Source organism: Amycolatopsis panacis (assembly GCF_003600245.1).
Classification (GTDB): domain Bacteria; phylum Actinomycetota; class Actinomycetes; order Mycobacteriales; family Pseudonocardiaceae; genus Amycolatopsis; species Amycolatopsis sulphurea.
Window position 1 is genome coordinate 43,160 of record NZ_QZFV01000093.1, and the last position, 16,901, is coordinate 60,060.

The following is a 16,901-nucleotide window of genomic DNA, read 5'->3' on the forward strand; positions in this document are numbered from 1 at the left end:
TGGGGACACCGTGGGTGAGAACGACAAACTTCGCGACTATCTGACCAGGGTCACCGGCGAGCTGCAGCGCACCCGTGGCCGGCTCGCCGAGCGGGAGGGCCGGGACACCGAGCCGATCGCGATCGTCGGCATGGGCTGCCGGTTCCCCGGTGGCGCCGGTACCCCGGAGCAGCTCTGGGAGCTGCTGGCCGCGGGGCGGCACGGGATCACGGAGTTCCCGGCCGACCGCGGCTGGGACGTCGACGGCCTGTTCGACCCGGACCCCGAGCACCTGGGCACCAGCTACGTCCGCCACGGCGGGTTCCTGCACGACGCGGGGGAGTTCGACCCGGAGTTCTTCGGGATCTCGCCCCGCGAGGCGGTGGCGATGGACCCGCAGCAGCGGCTGCTGCTGGAGACCTCCTGGGAGGCACTCGAACGCGCCGGCATCGACCCGTCCTCGCTCGGCGGCAGCCGCACGGGGGTGTTCGCGGGTACCAACGGCCAGGACTACGGGCGCGAGTTCGCCAAGGGAGTCGAAGGGGTCGAAGGCCACCTGGGCACCGGCGTCTCGGGCAGCGTGCTGTCCGGCCGCCTGTCCTACGTGCTGGGGCTGGAAGGCCCCTCCGTCACGGTCGACACAGCGTGTTCGGCATCGCTGGTGACGCTGCATCTCGCGGTCGGCGCGCTGCGCTCCGGGGAATGCGACCTCGCGCTGTCCGGCGGCGCGACGGTGATGTCCACTCCGGACTCGTTCATCGAGTTCTCCCGGCAGCGGGGGCTTTCCCGTGACGGCCTGGTCAAGGCGTTCGCCGCCGCCTCCGACGGCACGGCGTGGGGCGAGGGTGCGGGCATGCTCGTGCTGGAGAGGCTGTCCGACGCGCACCGTAACGGGCACCGGGTGCTGGCGGTCGTCCGTGGCACGGCGGTCAACTCCGACGGCGCCTCCAACGGCCTGACCGCGCCGAACGGTCCTTCGCAGCAGCGCGTGATCCGGGCGGCCCTGGCGAACGCACATCTGTCCACAAAGGACGTTGACGTCGTGGAAGCGCACGGCACCGGCACCACGCTCGGCGACCCGATCGAGGTCCAGGCGCTTCAGGAGACCTACGGCCGCGGCCGGGCGGCGGACCGGCCGTTGCTGCTCGGCTCGGTGAAGTCGAACATCGGGCACACCCAGGCGGCCGCGGGCGTCGCCGGGATCATCAAGATGGTGCTCGCCCTGCGGCACGGGGTGCTCCCGGCGAGCCTGCACATCGACGCGCCGACGCCGCGGGTCGACTGGTCCGCCGGTGCGGTCGAACTGCTCGCCGAAACCCGCGAATGGCCCGCGGGGCGGATCCGCCGGGCCGGGGTGTCCTCGTTCGGGATCAGTGGTACCAACTCCCACGTCATCCTGGAACAGGCGCCGGATCACCATGAAGAGTCCACTGCGGACTCGACGGCGCCGGTGCTGCTCCCGTGGGTGCTCTCGGCGAAGACCGCTCCCGCGCTGAGCGCGCAAGCCCGCAACCTTTTGTCCATTGTGGATGGCGGGGCGGATCCGGCGGACATCGGTCTTTCGCTGGCCGCGACTCGCGCGACCCTATCGCATCGCGCCGTCGTCACTGCTCCCGATCTTGACGGCCTGCGTGACGGACTTGCGGCTATTGCGGAGGAACGCCCCGCTGCGGGTGTCCACAGTGGCGAAGCAGCCGGCGGACAGCTCGCGATCTCGTTCACCGGCCAGGGTTCGCAACGGCTCGGCATGGGCCGCGAGCTGTACGACGCCTTCCCGGTCTTCAGGGATGGGTTCGATGCGGTCTGTGCCGAGATCCCCGGCGTCCGCGAGGTCGTCTTCGGGGCCGACGCCGACGTGCTGAACCAGACCGGCAACGCGCAGCCCGCGTTGTTCGCGCTGGAAGTCGCGCTGTACCGGCTGGTCGAGTCCTGGGGCGTGGAACCGGCCTTCTTGATCGGCCACTCGATCGGCGAGTTGACTGCCGCGTACGTCGCGGGGGTTTGGTCGCTGGCCGATGCCGCCCGTCTCGTGGCCGCGCGCGGGCGGCTCATGCAGGCGTTGCCTGCGGGCGGCGCGATGGTCGCCGTCCAAGCCGCCGAGGACGAAGTCGCTTCGTTCCTTTCGGGGGCTGTGAAGGGTCCCTTCACGGACTTTGGGGCTGTGAAGGGTCCCTTCACAGCGGAGCGGGTGTCGTTGGCGGCGATCAACGGTCCGACGTCGGTGGTTGTGTCGGGTGAGGCCGCTGGTGTTGAAGCGGTGGTGGCGCACTTCGCCGCGCAGGGCCGCAAAACCCGGGTGTTGCCGGTTTCGCATGCGTTCCATTCCGCGCTGATGGACGACATGCTCGCGGAATTCGCCGAGGTGGCGCGTGGGATCGCGTACGCGGCACCGAAGATCGCACTGGTCTCGAACGTGACCGGGGAGATCGCCCGGACCGAGGAGATCTGCTCCGCGCAGTACTGGGTCCGGCACGTCCGCGACGCTGTCCGTTTCGCAGACGGGGTGGCAACGCTCGAAGCGGCCGGCGTGACCCGGTATCTCGAACTCGGCCCAGACGGAGTCCTTTCCGCAGCGGGCCAGGACTGCGTCAACGACGCCGGTGCGCTGTTCGTGCCCGCATTGCGCCGGGACCGCGACGAGGCGGCGACGGTGCTGAACGCCGTCGCCGCGCTGCATGTCCACGGCGGAACAGTCGGCTGGAGTCGCTACTTCGCGGGCACCGGTGCCCGGATTGTCGAGCTGCCGACCTACCCCTTCCAGCGCGAACACTACTGGCTACCCACCACGTCCTCCGGTGGCGACGCCACGGGCCTGGGGCTTGGCCGCGTGGACCACCCGCTGCTCGGCGCCACGGTCTCGGTCGCCGACGCCGATGGATTCCTCTTCACCGGCAGCCTTTCGGTGCGGACCCACCCGTGGCTCGCCGAGCACGTCGTGCTGGGCTCGGTGGTCGTGCCGGGTACGGCGCTGGTGGAGCTGGCCGTCCGCGCCGCCGACGAGGCCGGGCTGAGCGCCGTCGAGGCACTCACTCTGCAGACGCCGCTGGTGCTGCCGGACACCGGCGCGGTACAGGTCCAGCTGTGGGCCGGAGCCCCGGACGAGGGCGGCCGCCGCACCCTGACGCTGCACTCCCGCCCGCGGGCCGCGGCTGCCGATGCGCCGTGGACGCCGCACGCCACCGGCACGCTCGGCCCGGGCGCCGGTGACGCCTCATGGAGCCTGGCCGAATGGCCGCCACCTGGTGCGGAAGCCGTTTCCCTGGAAGGCCTTTACTCCGAGCTGGCCGGACTGGGGCTGGATTACGGCGCCACCTTCCGTTCGCTGCGTGGTGCGTGGCGCCTCGGCGACGACGTGTTCGCCGAGGTCGTGTTGCCCGAACAGGCGCGGGACCAGGCCGCTCGGTTCGGGCTGCATCCCGCCCTGCTCGACGCGGCGCTGCACGCGCTCGCCATCGGTGGCGGCCAGGCGCGGTTGCCGTTCGCCTGGAACGACGTCGTGCTGCACGCCACCGGCGCGGCCGAACTGCGGGTGCGGCTGTCCCCGTCCGGTCCGGACGCGGTCTCGTTGCGGGTCGCCGACGGTGCGGGCCTGCCGGTCGCCGAGGTGGGTTCGCTGGCGGTACGCCCGGTCTCCGCGGACCAGCTGCGTCCAGTGTCCACTCAGGACGGCCTGTATGAGACGGTCTGGCAGCCGATCACCGCCGGCGCGGTCGAGGTTCCGGAGTGGACGTACTGGTCGGAGGTCGGCGAGGACGTCCCGCCGGTGGTCGTGCACCGGGCCGGCGGCGAGGACGTGCACGAGGTTCTGGCCGCGACGCTGGAAGTCCTGCAGGCCTGGCCGGCCGACGAACGGTTCGCCGATTCGCGGCTGATCGTGCAGACCGACGGCGCGGTCGCCGTCGAGTCCGACTCGCCGGACCCGGTGCTCGCGGCGGTGTGGGGACTGGTGCGCAGCGCGCAGTCCGAGCACCCCGACCGGTTCGTGCTGGTCGACGCCGCGGAGATCACCGACGTCGTGTTCGGCACGGACGAGCCGCAACTGGCCGTCCGGGACGGCGCGCTGCTGGTGCCGCGGCTCGTGGCGGCCGGACGGCTGCTCCCGCCTGCCGGGGACTGGCGGCTCGGCCTGTCCGGCAAGGGCACCCTCGACCACCTGACCCTGGAAACCCTGTCCGAGTCAACGTCCTCCGGTCCGCTGGGCGCGACGGAGGTACGGATCGCGGTCCGCGCGGCGGGCCTGAACTTCCGCGACGTCCTCAACGCGCTGGGCATGTACCCCGGCGAAGCGGGGCTGATCGGCAGCGAGGCCGCCGGGACCGTGCTCGCGGTCGGCGCCGAGGTGACCGACCTGGCGCCCGGCGACGCGGTGATGGGCCTGGTCTCCGGGGGCGCCGGCCCGATCGTGCTCGCAGACCGGCCGATGATCACCCGCAAACCCGAAGGCTGGACCTACGAGCAGGCCGCGTCCGTCCCGCTGGTCTTCCTGACCGCGTACTACGCGCTGTGTGATCTCGGTGGGCTTCAAGCCGGGGAGTCGGTGCTGATTCACGCCGCGGCCGGTGGCGTCGGGATGGCTGCCACCCAGCTGGCCAGGCATCTCGGTGCCGAGGTGTTCGGCACCGCCAGCGAGGGCAAGCAGCATGTCCTGCGCGCGGCCGGGCTCGACGACGACCACATCGCCTCCTCGCGCAGCCTCGATTTCGAGGAGAAGTTCGGCTCCGGGATCGACGTGGTGCTCAACGCGCTCGCGGGCGATTTCGTCGACGCGTCGTTGCGGACGATGGCCCCGGGCGGCCGGTTCCTCGAAATGGGCAAGACCGACGTCCGGGACCCCGGCGACTTCGCGGACGTCCGGTACCGGGCGTTCGACCTGATCGAGGCAGGCCCGGCCCGCGTCGCCGAGCTGTGGACCGAGCTGATCGCACTGTTCGAGCAGGGTGCGCTCACGCCGTTGCCGGTCCGGGTGTGGGACGTGCGGGAGGCGCGCGAGGCGTTCCGATTCCTCAGCCAGGCCAAGCACATCGGCAAGGTGGTGCTGACCGTCCCGCAGAAGCTGGACCCGGCTGCCACGGTGCTGGTCACCGGTGGCACCGGCGGTCTCGGGGCGTTGTTCGCCCGGCACCTGGTCACCGCACACGGCGCCCGGCGGCTCCTGCTGACCAGCCGCCGCGGCCCGGACGCTCCGGGCGCCGGACGGCTGCAGGCCGAGCTGACCGGCCTCGGCGCCGAGGTCACGGTGGCCGCCTGCGACGTCACCGACCGCGCAGCAGTGGCCGAGCTGCTCGACGGCGTGGAGCTGACCGGCGTCGTGCACGCCGCGGGTGTCCTCGACGACGGCACCATCGACTCCCTCACCGCGGACCGGCTCACTACCGTGCTCCGCCCGAAGGCCGACGCGGCCCGCCACCTGCACGACCTGACCGCGGGCCACGACCTGGCGATGTTCGTGACGTTCTCCTCGGCGGCCGGCGTGCTCGGCGCTCCGGGGCAGGGCAACTACGCCGCCGCCAACGCCTACCTCGACGCACTCGCCGCGCACCGCCGGTCGCGGGGCCTGCCCGGCCAGTCATTGGCCTGGGGACTGTGGGCCGCCGGGATGGGGGAGACGCTCAGCGACGCCGATCTCGCGCGGTTGCGGAACAACGGCACTCCCGCGTTGTCTGTCGCGGAGGGCCTCGCGCTGTTCGACGCCGCGGTCACCGCCGGGGCGCCGATGGCGGTGCCGGTCAAGCTGGACCTGCCGGTGCTCAGCGCTTCCGCCCGGACCGCGCCGTTGCCGCCGTTGCTCGGCGCGCTCGTGCGGACTCCGGCCCGGCGCAGCGCGCAGGCGGGCAGTGGCAAGGGTTCCTCGCTGGCCCGGCGGCTGGCCGGGCTCACCGAGGCCGATCAGGACCACGAACTGCTGGACCTGGTGCGTTCGCAGGTGGCGCTGGTACTCGGGCACCTGAGCGCGGCGACCGTCGAACCGGGCCGTGGCTTCCTCGACCTCGGCTTCGATTCGCTGACCGCGGTCGAACTGCGCAACCGGCTGGGCGCGGCCACCGGCCTGCGCCTGCCGTCCACGGTGATCTTCGACCACCCGACCCCGGTCGCCATGGCCGGGTTCATCCGCGCCGAGCTGCTCGGCGACCTCGCCGTCGCCGGGGTGGCCGCGCCACGGCGGGCGGAGGCGGACGAGCCGATCGCGATCGTGGCGATGAGCTGCCGCTTCCCTGGCGGCGTCCGGTCTCCGGAAGACCTTTGGCGGCTGGTCGCCGAAGGCCGCGAAGGCATCACTGCGTTCCCCGACGACCGCGGCTGGGACCTGGGAGCCTTGTTCGACACCACCCCGGGACGGCAGGGCGTCTCGGCCACCCGCCGCGGCGGATTCCTGCACGACGCGGGCGAGTTCGACCCTGGGTTCTTCGGCATCTCGCCGCGCGAGGCGGTGGCGATGGACCCGCAGCAGCGGCTGTTGCTGGAGATCTCCTGGGAGGCGTTCGAACGGGCGGGGATCCGGCCGGAGACCCTGCGGGGCAGCGCGACCGGCGTCTTCGCCGGGGTGATTTACCACGAGTACGCGTCCCGGCTGACCGCGATTCCCGAAGAGCTGGAAGGGTTCCTCGGCACCGGCAGCTCCGGCAGCATGATGTCCGGCCGGATCTCCTACACCTTCGGCTTCGAGGGCCCGTCCGTCTCGGTCGACACCGCGTGCTCGTCCTCACTGGTCGCGATGCACCTGGCCATGCAGGCCCTGCGGTCGGGCGAATGCACGCTGGCCCTGGCCGGCGGGGTCACCGTGATGGCCACGCCGGACCCGTTCGTCGAGTTCAGCAAACAGCAGGCGATGGCGATCGACGGCCGGTGCAAGGCCTTCGCCGACGGCGCAGACGGCGTCGGCTGGGGCGAGGGAGCAGGGATCCTGCTGCTGGAACGGCTATCCGACGCCGAACGCCTTGGTCACCCCGTGCTGGCGCTGGTGCGCGGCAGCGCCGTCAACTCCGACGGCGCCAGCAGCGGCCTGACCGCACCGAACGGTCCTTCGCAGCAACGCCTGATCCGCCAGGCGCTCGCGAACGCCGGTCTGTCCACTTCGGACATCGATGCGGTGGAGGCACACGGCACGGGCACCCGGCTCGGCGATCCTATCGAGGCGCAGGCCTTGCTGGCCACCTACGGCCGGGACCGCGAGGAGCCGCTGTGGCTCGGCTCGGTCAAGTCGAACCTCGGACACACCCAGGCCGCCGCCGGGGTGGCCGGGGTGATCAAGATGGTCGAAGCAATGCGCCACGGCGTGCTGCCCGGCACCCTGCACGTGGACGAACCGTCCGCGCAGGTCGACTGGGACGCGGGCGCGGTCCGGCTCCTGACCGGGCCGAGGGACTGGCCGGCGGCGGACCGGCCGCGCCGGGCCGGGGTGTCGTCGTTCGGGTTCAGCGGGACGAATGCGCACGTCGTCCTGGAGCACGCGCCCGCCCCGTCACTCGAACCGGCCGAAGCGACACCACCGGCCGTGGTGCCGTGGGTCCTTTCCGCGCGCTCCGACGACGCGCTTCGGGACCAGGCGCGGAACCTGCTGCGCACGGCGGAGCGGGCCACCCCGCTCGACGTCGGCTACTCGCTGGTGACGCAGCGGACGGCGCACGAGCGCCGGGCCGTGCTCGTCGGCGGCGATCGCGACGAGCTGATCGCGGGCCTGTCGGCGCTCGCGGACACCGGACGCGCGGCGACCGGACGGGTCCTTTCCGGACGGACCGCGTTCCTGTTCACGGGTCAGGGTTCGCAGCGGATCGGGATGGGTCGCGAGCTTTACGCGGCGTTCCCGGTGTTCGCGGCGGCGTATGACGAGGTGTGCGAACTGTTGCCGGTGGGTGGTGATCTTGATGAGACGGGGAGTGCTCAGCCTGCGTTGTTTGCGCTTGAGGTGGCGTTGTTTCGTTTGCTGGAGTCGTGGGGTGTTCGTCCGGATTTTCTGGTGGGGCATTCGGTTGGTGAGTTGGCTGCGGCGCATGTTGGCGGGGTGTTGTCGTTGGGGGATGCGGCGAGGCTGGTGTCTGGGCGTGCGCGGTTGATGCAGGCGTTGCCTGTGGGTGGGGTGATGGTGGCGGTGGAGGCGTCAGCGGATGAGGTTGCGCCGTTTGTGTCGGGTTTGAGGGCTGTGAAGGGACCCTTCACGGACTCTAAGGCTGTGAAGGGTCCCTTCACGGCCGACGGTGGGGTGTGGTTGGGGGCGGTGAATGGTCCGCGGTCGGTGGTGTTGTCGGGGGTGGAGGGTCCGGTTCTTGCGGTGGCGCGGCGGCTGGGGGATGCGGGTTGTAGGACGCGGCGGTTGGCGGTGTCGCATGCGTTCCATTCGGGGTTGATGGATCCGATGCTGGTGGAGTTCGGGGAGGTGGCGGGGGGTTTGACGTATCACGAGCCGTCGATCCCGGTCGTGTCCACGGTGGAACTCGGCGCGGATCTGACCGATCCGGAGTACTGGGTCCGGCAGGTGCGCGAACCGGTCCTGTTCGCCCAGAGCGTGGAGTCCTTGGCCGGGGAAGGCGTTGCGCGGTTCCTGGAGCTGGGGCCGGATGCGGTGCTGTCGGCGATGGGGCAGCAGTCGGCCGACGCGGTATTCGCGCCTGCGCTGCGCAAGGACCACGGCGAGGCGACTACCTTGCTCTCCGCGCTGGGTCTGCTCTACGCACACGGGTCCGAAGTGGACTGGGAAGCCTACTTCGCGGGTACCGGTGCGCGCGGTACCGAACTGCCGACGTATTCGTTCCAGCGTGAACGATTCTGGCTGCTTTCCCCGCCCGTGGCCGGTGACGCCGCCGGGCTCGGTCTCGGCGCGCTCGGCCACCCGCTCCTCGGTGCGGCGGTCACCCTGCCCGACAGCGGTGGCCTGGTCCTGACCGGCCGGCTCTCGCTTGAGGCACAGCCCTGGCTGGCCGGGCACCGAGTGCTCGACTCCGTCCTGCTACCCGGAACGGCGTTCGCCGAACTGGCGACCCGCGCCGGGGACGAGATCGGCTGCGCCACGGTTGACGAGCTGACGCTGCACGCACCGCTGGTGTTGACCCGGACCGTCCACTTGCGAGTGTCCATTTCAGACGATGGCGCCGCACGCCGATCGCTGACGATCCATTCCCGGCGGCAGAACGCCGAGCCCGGCGAGGAATGGACCCTGCACGCCACCGGCACGCTCACCCCCGGCGCCGGAGAACCGGGCGAGAACCTCGCCGAGTGGCCGCCGCCGGGTGCCGAACCGGTGCCACTGGACGGCTTCTACGAAGACCTCGCCGAAGCAGGGCTGGCCTACGGGCCGCAGTTCCGTGGCCTGCACGCGGCTTGGCGCCGCGGTGAGGAGACCTTCGCCGAGGTCGCTCTCCCGGACGGCACCGACGTCACGCGATACGGCCTGCACCCGGCGTTGCTCGACGCCGCGTTGCACGCTGCCGGGCTTTCCGCCGACACGGCCCGGCTGCCGTTCTCCTGGACAGGGCTGACGCTGCACGGGACCGGCGCGACCGCGCTGCGCGTGCGTTTGGCTCCTGTGGGCACCGATTCTGTGTCGCTGCTGGTCGCCGACGCCGCCGGCGAGCCGGTCCTGACCGCCGCCTCTCTGACGCTGCTCACCGTTGACGCGGAACGGTTCGCGACGGTGGACGGAGCCGGACGGGACGTGCTGTTCCGCATCGAATGGCGGCCGGTCGCCGAGGGAAAGCCCGTGGTGTGCCACGAGTATGGCTCCGAAGACGAGGACGCCGACGCGGTCGTCTATGCCGTGCCCGACGGCGAGGCCCGCGAACTCGTCGGCCGGGTTCTCGAAGTACTGCGGGACTGGGTTGCGTCCGATCGCACTACGCAATTGGTCGTCACAGTGGGGGACAGCCCCGCGCAGACGGCGGTCGCCGGTCTTGTCCGCAGTGCACAGGCGGAGCACCCCGGTCGCATCGTTCTGGTCCACAGTGGAGGAACCGGCGACATCGCGGCCGCTGTCGGCACCGGGGAGCCCGAGATCGCGGTCAGGGACGGTGCGCTGAGCGTGCCACGGCTCGTCCGGGCGAAGCCGAGCGGCTCCGCCGACTGGACGCTCGACGGCACGGTGCTGGTCACCGGCGGCACCGGGGGCTTGGGCGCGCAGGTCGCGCGCCGTCTGGCCGAGCGGCACGGCGTCCGGAACCTGCTGCTCACCAGCCGTCGCGGTGCCGACGCGCCGGGCGCGGCCGTACTCGCGGCGGACCTCGCGGCGCTCGGCGCGGAGGTCGTCTTCGCCGCCTGCGACGTCTCCGATCGGACGCAGGTCGCGGCGACGCTTTCGCTGGTGCCGGAGGAACATCCGCTCGTCGGCGTCGTCCACGCCGCGGGTGTGCTCGACGACGGCGTGCTCGCCGCGATGACGCCCGGCCGCGTCGACGAGGTGTTCCGGCCCAAGGCCGAAGCCGCCTGGCACCTGCACGAGCTGGCCGGTGACGTCGAGCTGTTCGTCACCTTCTCCTCGGTGGCGGGCGCCCTCGGCTCGGCGGGACAGGCGAACTACGCGGCCGCCAACGGTTTCCTTGACGGTCTCGCCGTGCTGCGCCGTGCCCAGGGCTTGCCCGCGACGTCGATCGCCTACGGCCGCTGGGAGACCGGGATGGGCACCGGCCCGGCCGGCCCGACCGGCTTGTTGTCCATTGAGGACGGACTGGCGGCGTTCGACCTGGCCGCCTTCGGTTCGGACGCGGTCCCGGTCGCGATGGCGCTGGACCTCGCAGCCGTGCGGGGGAGCGCCGGTGAGGTGCCCCACGTACTGCGTGGCCTGGTCAAACGCACGCGGCGCTCCGCGCAGGCACCCGAGGCGGACGGGCTGCGGCAGCGCCTCGCCGGGCTGCCCGCCGACGGTCAGCTGCGGCAGCTGGCCGAGCTGATCCGTACCGAGATCGCGATGGTGCTCGGCCACACCGGCCCGGACGCAGTCGAACTCGGCCATGCGTTCAGCGAACTCGGTTTCGATTCGCTCACCGCGGTCGAGTTGCGCAACCGCCTCGGCGAGGTGACCGGGCTCCGGCTGCCCGCGACGATGACCTTCGACTACCCGACACCCGCGGCGCTGGGCGAGTTCCTGCGCGCGGAGCTGCTCGACGAGCAGGACGGCCCGGCCGCCCCGGTGTTCTCCCCCGCGGCGATCACCGGCGACCCGATCGTCATCGTCGGCATGGCGTGCCGCTACCCGGGTGGTGTCGGTTCGCCGGAAGAACTGTGGGACCTGGTGGCCGACGGCCGGGACGGGATCACCCGTTTCCCGGAGGACCGCGGCTGGGACGTCGACGGTATCTACGATCCCGATCCCGACCGGCCCGGCAAGACCTACACCCGCGAGGGCGGGTTCCTGCACGACGCGGGCGAGTTCGACCCCGAGTTCTTCGGCATCTCCCCGCGCGAGGCGCTGGCGATGGACCCGCAGCAGCGGTTGCTGCTGGAGACCTCGTGGGAGGCACTGGAACGCGCCGGGTACGACCCGGCGGCGTTGCGCGGCAGCGCGACCGGGGTGTTCGCCGGGGTCATGTACCACGACTACGGCACCGGGCTCGGCGAACTGCCCGAGGGTGTCGAAGGGTTCCTCGGCACCGGGACCTCCGGCAGCGTGCTGTCCGGCCGCGTGGCTTACACCCTGGGCCTGGAGGGGCCGGCCGTGTCGGTCGACACCGCGTGCTCCTCGTCGCTGGTCGCCCTGCACTGGGCGATGCAGGCGTTGCGCTCGGGGGAATGCTCGCTTGCGCTCGCCGGTGGGGTCACCGTCATGGCCACGCCGAGGACGTTCATCGGCTTCTCCCGTCAGCGCGGCCTCGCCGTCGACGGCCGGTGCAAGTCCTTCTCCGCCGACGCGGACGGCACCGGCTGGGCCGAAGGCGTCGGCATGCTCGTGCTGGAGCGGATGTCCGACGCGAAGCGCAACGGTCACCACATCCTCGCCGTGGTCAAGGGTTCCGCAGTCAACTCCGACGGCGCGTCCAACGGCCTGACCGCGCCGAACGGGCCTTCGCAACAGCGGGTGATCCGGCAGGCGCTGGCCGCCGCGGGCGTCGATTCGTCCGAAGTGGACGCTGTCGAGGCACACGGCACCGGCACCTCGCTCGGCGATCCGATCGAGGCACAGGCCCTGCTGGCCACCTACGGCCGGGACCGCGACGCGGAACCGCTCTACCTCGGCTCGATCAAGTCCAACTTCGGGCACACGCAGGCCGCGGCCGGGGTCGCCGGGATCATCAAGATGGTCCAGGCGATGCGGCACGGCGTGCTGCCGCGGACCCTGCACCTGGGCGAGCCGACCTCGCACGTCGACTGGGCCTCGGGCGAGGTCAGCCTGCTGGCACAGCGGCGCGGGTGGCCGGAGCTGTCCCGGCCGCGCCGCTGCGCGGTGTCCTCGTTCGGGATCAGCGGCACCAACGCGCACGTCGTCCTGGAACAGGCCCCGGAGACCCCGGACCGGCCGCGCGAGATCGGCGCATCCGTGGTGACTCCGTGGGTGCTCTCGGCCCGCAGCGACGAAGCGTTGCGCGAACAGGCCTCCCGGTTAATGACAGTGGACGGCGAGACCGTCGACATCGGACTGTCGCTGGCCACCACCCGTACCGCCCAGGACCGGAGAGCGGTTGTCCTCGGATCCACTTCGGACGAGCTGCGCGCCGGTGTGGCCGGGTTGGCCGAAGGGAAGAAGACTGGCACGGTGGTGACCGGGCGAGTCCTTTCCGGACGGACCGCGTTCCTGTTCGCCGGTCAGGGTGCGCACCGCGTCGGGATGGGCGCCGGGCTGTACGCGGCATACCCGGCGTTCGCCCGTGCCTACGACGAGATCTGCGAGCACCTGCCCATGGTCCGGGATCTCACCGACGCGGCGGCGCTGGACCGGGCGAGCGTTGCCCAGCCTGCGATCTTCGCGCTGGAGGTCGCGCTGTTCCGGCTCGTCGAGTCCTGGGGGATCGTCCCGGACTTCGTCGCCGGGCACTCGATCGGCGAGATCGCCGCCGCGCACGTCGCGGGCGTCCTGTCGCTTGCCGACGCCGCGAGGCTGATCGAGGCCCGGGGGCGGCTGAGCGAGACATTGCCCGCCGGGGGCGTGATGGTCGCGGTGCGGGCCACCGAGGACGAGGTGCGCGAGTACCTGAGCGCCGAGGTCTCGCTGGCCGCGATCAACGGCCCGGATTCGGTGGTGCTCTCCGGAGCCGCCGCGCCGGCGCTTGAGGTTGCGCGGCGGTTCAAGGAACTCGGCCGCAAGACGAAGCAGCTGAACGTCTCACACGCCTTCCACTCCGCGCTGATGGCCCCGATCCTGACCGAATTCGCCGCCGTGGCCGGGGAATTGACCTTCGCCCCGCCCACGATTCCAATAATGTCCACTGTGGATGGTGGACCGGCGGAGCGGATCATCGAGCCCGGATACTGGGTCGAGCACCTGCTCGCGACCGTCCGCTTCACCGACGCACTCGCCGGGCTGCGCGCCGAAGGGGTCACGCGGTTCCTCGAAATCGGCCCGGACGGCGTGCTCGCCGCGATGGCGGCCGACGCGCTCGGCACCGTGGACAGCTTCTTCACCTCGTTCCTGCGCAAGGACCGTGACGAGGCCGGCACCGCGATGACCGCCCTGGCGGCCGCGTACACCCGCGGTGTGCCGGTCGCCTGGGCCGGGGTGTTCGCCGGTTCCGGCGCGCGGATGGTCGACTTGCCGACCTCGGCGTTCCGGCATCAGCGGTTCTGGCTCGCCCCGACCGGTGGCGGCGCCGACGTGGCGGCGGCCGGTCTCGAACCGGCTGGTCACCCGCTGCTCGGCGCCGCGGTTCCGCTCGCCGGGGGCGACGGCTGGGTGTTCACCGGGCGGCTCTCGCTCGCGACCCAGCCGTGGCTGGCCGACCACGTCGCGCTCGGCACCGTGCTCGTGCCCGGCACCGGCCTGCTCGAACTCGCCGTCCGCGCCGGGGACGAGGTGGACTGCGGCAGTGTCGAGGAGCTGACTCTGCGGGCGCCGCTCGTGCTGCCCCGCTCGGGGGCGCTGGACGTCCAGGTGTTCGTCGGCGCCGCGGACGAGACCGGGCGCCGTACCGTTTCAGTGCACTCGCGCAGCCCGCGGGAACCGTGGATCGAGCACGCCGCCGGTGTGCTCGCCCCGGCCTCGGCGCCGCCGAAGGCCGATCTGACCGCGTGGCCGCCCGACGCACCGGCCGTTGCGGTGGACGACCTCTACTCGGACTTCGCCGCCGCAGGGCTCGCCTACGGCCCGGTTTTCCAGGGCCTCAAGGCTGCCTGGCGCGATGGCGACGACATCTACGCCGAGGTCGCCCTGCCGGACGAAGAACAGGACAAGGCCGCACGATTCGGGCTGCACCCGGCCTTGCTCGACGCGGCGTTGCACGCGATCGGCCTGGCTCCCGGCGAAGGGATCCGGCTGCCGTTCCTGTTCGGCGACGTCACCCTGCACGCCACCGGCGCGACGGCCCTGCGGGTCCGCGTCACCCCGACCGGGACCGATTCCGTGTCGGTGCTGGTGGCCGACAGTGCGGGTGCGCCCGTAGCGACCATCGGTTCCCTCGTGCTGCGCGCGGTCTCGGCCGGGCAGCTGCGCCCCGCCGACGCCCTGGATTCGCTGTACGAGCTGGACTGGGTCACGGTGCCGGCCGAGGGCGAGGTGCCCGAATACCGCGACTTCGGCGACGAGGCCGCGCCGGTGCTGGTGCACGTCGCGACCGGCCTGACGGAGACGCTCGCCGTGGTCCAGAGGTTCCTCGCCGACGAGCGGTTCGGCGGTTCCCGGCTGGCGGTGTGCACGGACGGTTCCCTCACCGGCGCGGCGATCCGGGGGCTGCTCCGCTCCGCCGAGTCGGAGAATCCCGGCCGGTTCGTGGTCATTGAGGGTCCGGCCGCCGAGGTCGGGAAGGCGCTGGCGACCGGCGAGTCCCAGGTCCGGGTCCGTGACGGCGAGACGCAGGTACCGCGCCTCGCCCGCACCCGGTCCGGTGAGTCCACCGGCTGGGGCGAGGGCACCGTCCTGATCACCGGCGGCACAGGCCGGATCGGCGCCGCGATCGCCCGGCACCTCACCACCGTGCACGGCGTGCCGAAGCTGGTGCTGACCAGCCGCCGTGGGCTCGACGCGCCCGGTGCGGCGGAGCTGGCCGGGCAACTGGGCGCCGAGGTCGTGGCGTGCGACGTCGCCGACCGGGACGCGCTCGCCGCGCTGATCGCCGGGATCCCGGACCTGACCGGGGTCGTGCACACCGCCGGGATGCTCGACGACGGCGTCGTCACCTCCCTGACCCCGGAACGATTCGACGCGGTGCTGGCCGCCAAATCCGGTGCGGCACAGCATCTCCACGAGCTGACCCGGGATCTGCCGCTGCGCCAGTTCGTCCTGCTGTCCTCGGCTTCCGGCATCCTCGGCGGTCCGGGCCAGGCGAACTACGCCGCCGCGAACGCCGGTCTCGACGCACTCGCCGAGCAGCGCGTCGCGGAAGGACTGCCCGCGCGATCCGTGGCCTACGGCCTCTGGGTCGACGGAATGGGCGCGGAGTCCACTATGGACCGGATGGCGCGGGACGGCGTCGGCGTACTGTCCGAAGAGGAGGGTCTGCGGCTGTTCGACGCCGCGGTCGCCGCGCCGATTCCGGTGTCGATTCCGGTCAAGCTGGACCTTCCGACCCTGCAGGCGCACGCCCGCACCGCGCCGCTGCCTCCGGTGCTGCGCGGCCTGGTCCGCATCCCGATCCGGCGTGCCGCGGCGAATACGCAGGCGGTGTCCGGGTTGCTGGCCGCTCTCGCACGGATGTCCGTACCGGAGCGGGAAACGCACCTGATCGAGGTGGTCCGGAGCCAGGTGGCCGCCGTGCTCGGACACAGCGGCGCCGCGACGGTCGAACCGGACCGGGCGTTCACCGAACTCGGCTTCGACTCGCTCACCGCGGTCGAGCTGCGCAACGGGCTCGGCGAGGTGACCGGGCTGCAGCTGCCCGCCACCCTCGTCTTCGACTACCCCACGCCGCGGGCGCTGGCCGCCTACCTCGGCACCGAGCTGATCGGCGCCGGGGAGCCCGTGGACACCGCGCCGGTCCGCGCCGCCGATCCGGACGAACCGGTCGCCATCATCGCGATGAGCTGCCGGTTTCCCGGCGGTGTCCGGTCCTCGGAAGACCTGTGGCGGCTGGTGGCCGAGGGCACCGACGCGATCACGCCGTTCCCGTCCGACCGCGGCTGGGATCTGGACGGCCTCTACGACCCGGACCCCGAGCACGCGGGCACGAGCTACGCCCGGGAAGGCGGGTTCCTCCTCGACGCCGCCGACTTCGACGCCGGATTCTTCGGCATCGCACCGAAGGAGGCGCTGACCGTCGACCCGCAGCAGCGCTTGCTGCTGGAAACCGCCCAGGAAGCCTTTGAACGGGCCGGGATCGACCCGGCCACGCTCAAGGGCAGCGCGACCGGCGTGTTCGCCGGGGTGATGTACAACGACTACGCCTCCCGGCTCGTGGGTGCGCCGGAAGGGTTCGAGGGCATGCTCGGCACCGGCAGCGCCGCAAGCGTGCTGTCCGGCCGCGTGTCCTACACTTTCGGGCTGGAAGGCCCGGCGGTCTCGGTGGACACCGCCTGCTCGTCGTCGCTGGTGGCACTGCACCTCGCCGCGCAGGCACTGCGATCGGGGGAATGCACGCTCGCGCTCGCGGGCGGGGCGACGGTGATGTCCTCGCCGAATCCGTTCATCGAGTTCTCCCGCCAACGAGGGCTCGCCCCCGACGGCCGCTGCAAGCCGTTTGCCGCTGCCGCGGACGGCACCGGCTGGTCCGAGGGCGCCGGATTCCTGCTCCTGGAACGGCTTTCCGATGCTCGCCGCAACGGGCATCGGGTACTGGCGGTGGTTCGGGGTTCGGCGATCAATCAGGACGGTGCGTCCAACGGTCTTACTGCGCCGAACGGTCCTTCGCAGCAGCGGG

At 72.0% G+C, this 16,901-nt stretch carries 1 protein-coding gene; it reads left to right on the forward strand.

Annotated elements, in window-relative coordinates:
* Positions 1–10: 10 nt before the first annotated feature.
* On the forward strand, positions 11–16,901 hold a 16,891-nt coding region (locus D5S19_RS19325), incomplete at its 3' end, for a type I polyketide synthase (protein ID WP_120024752.1).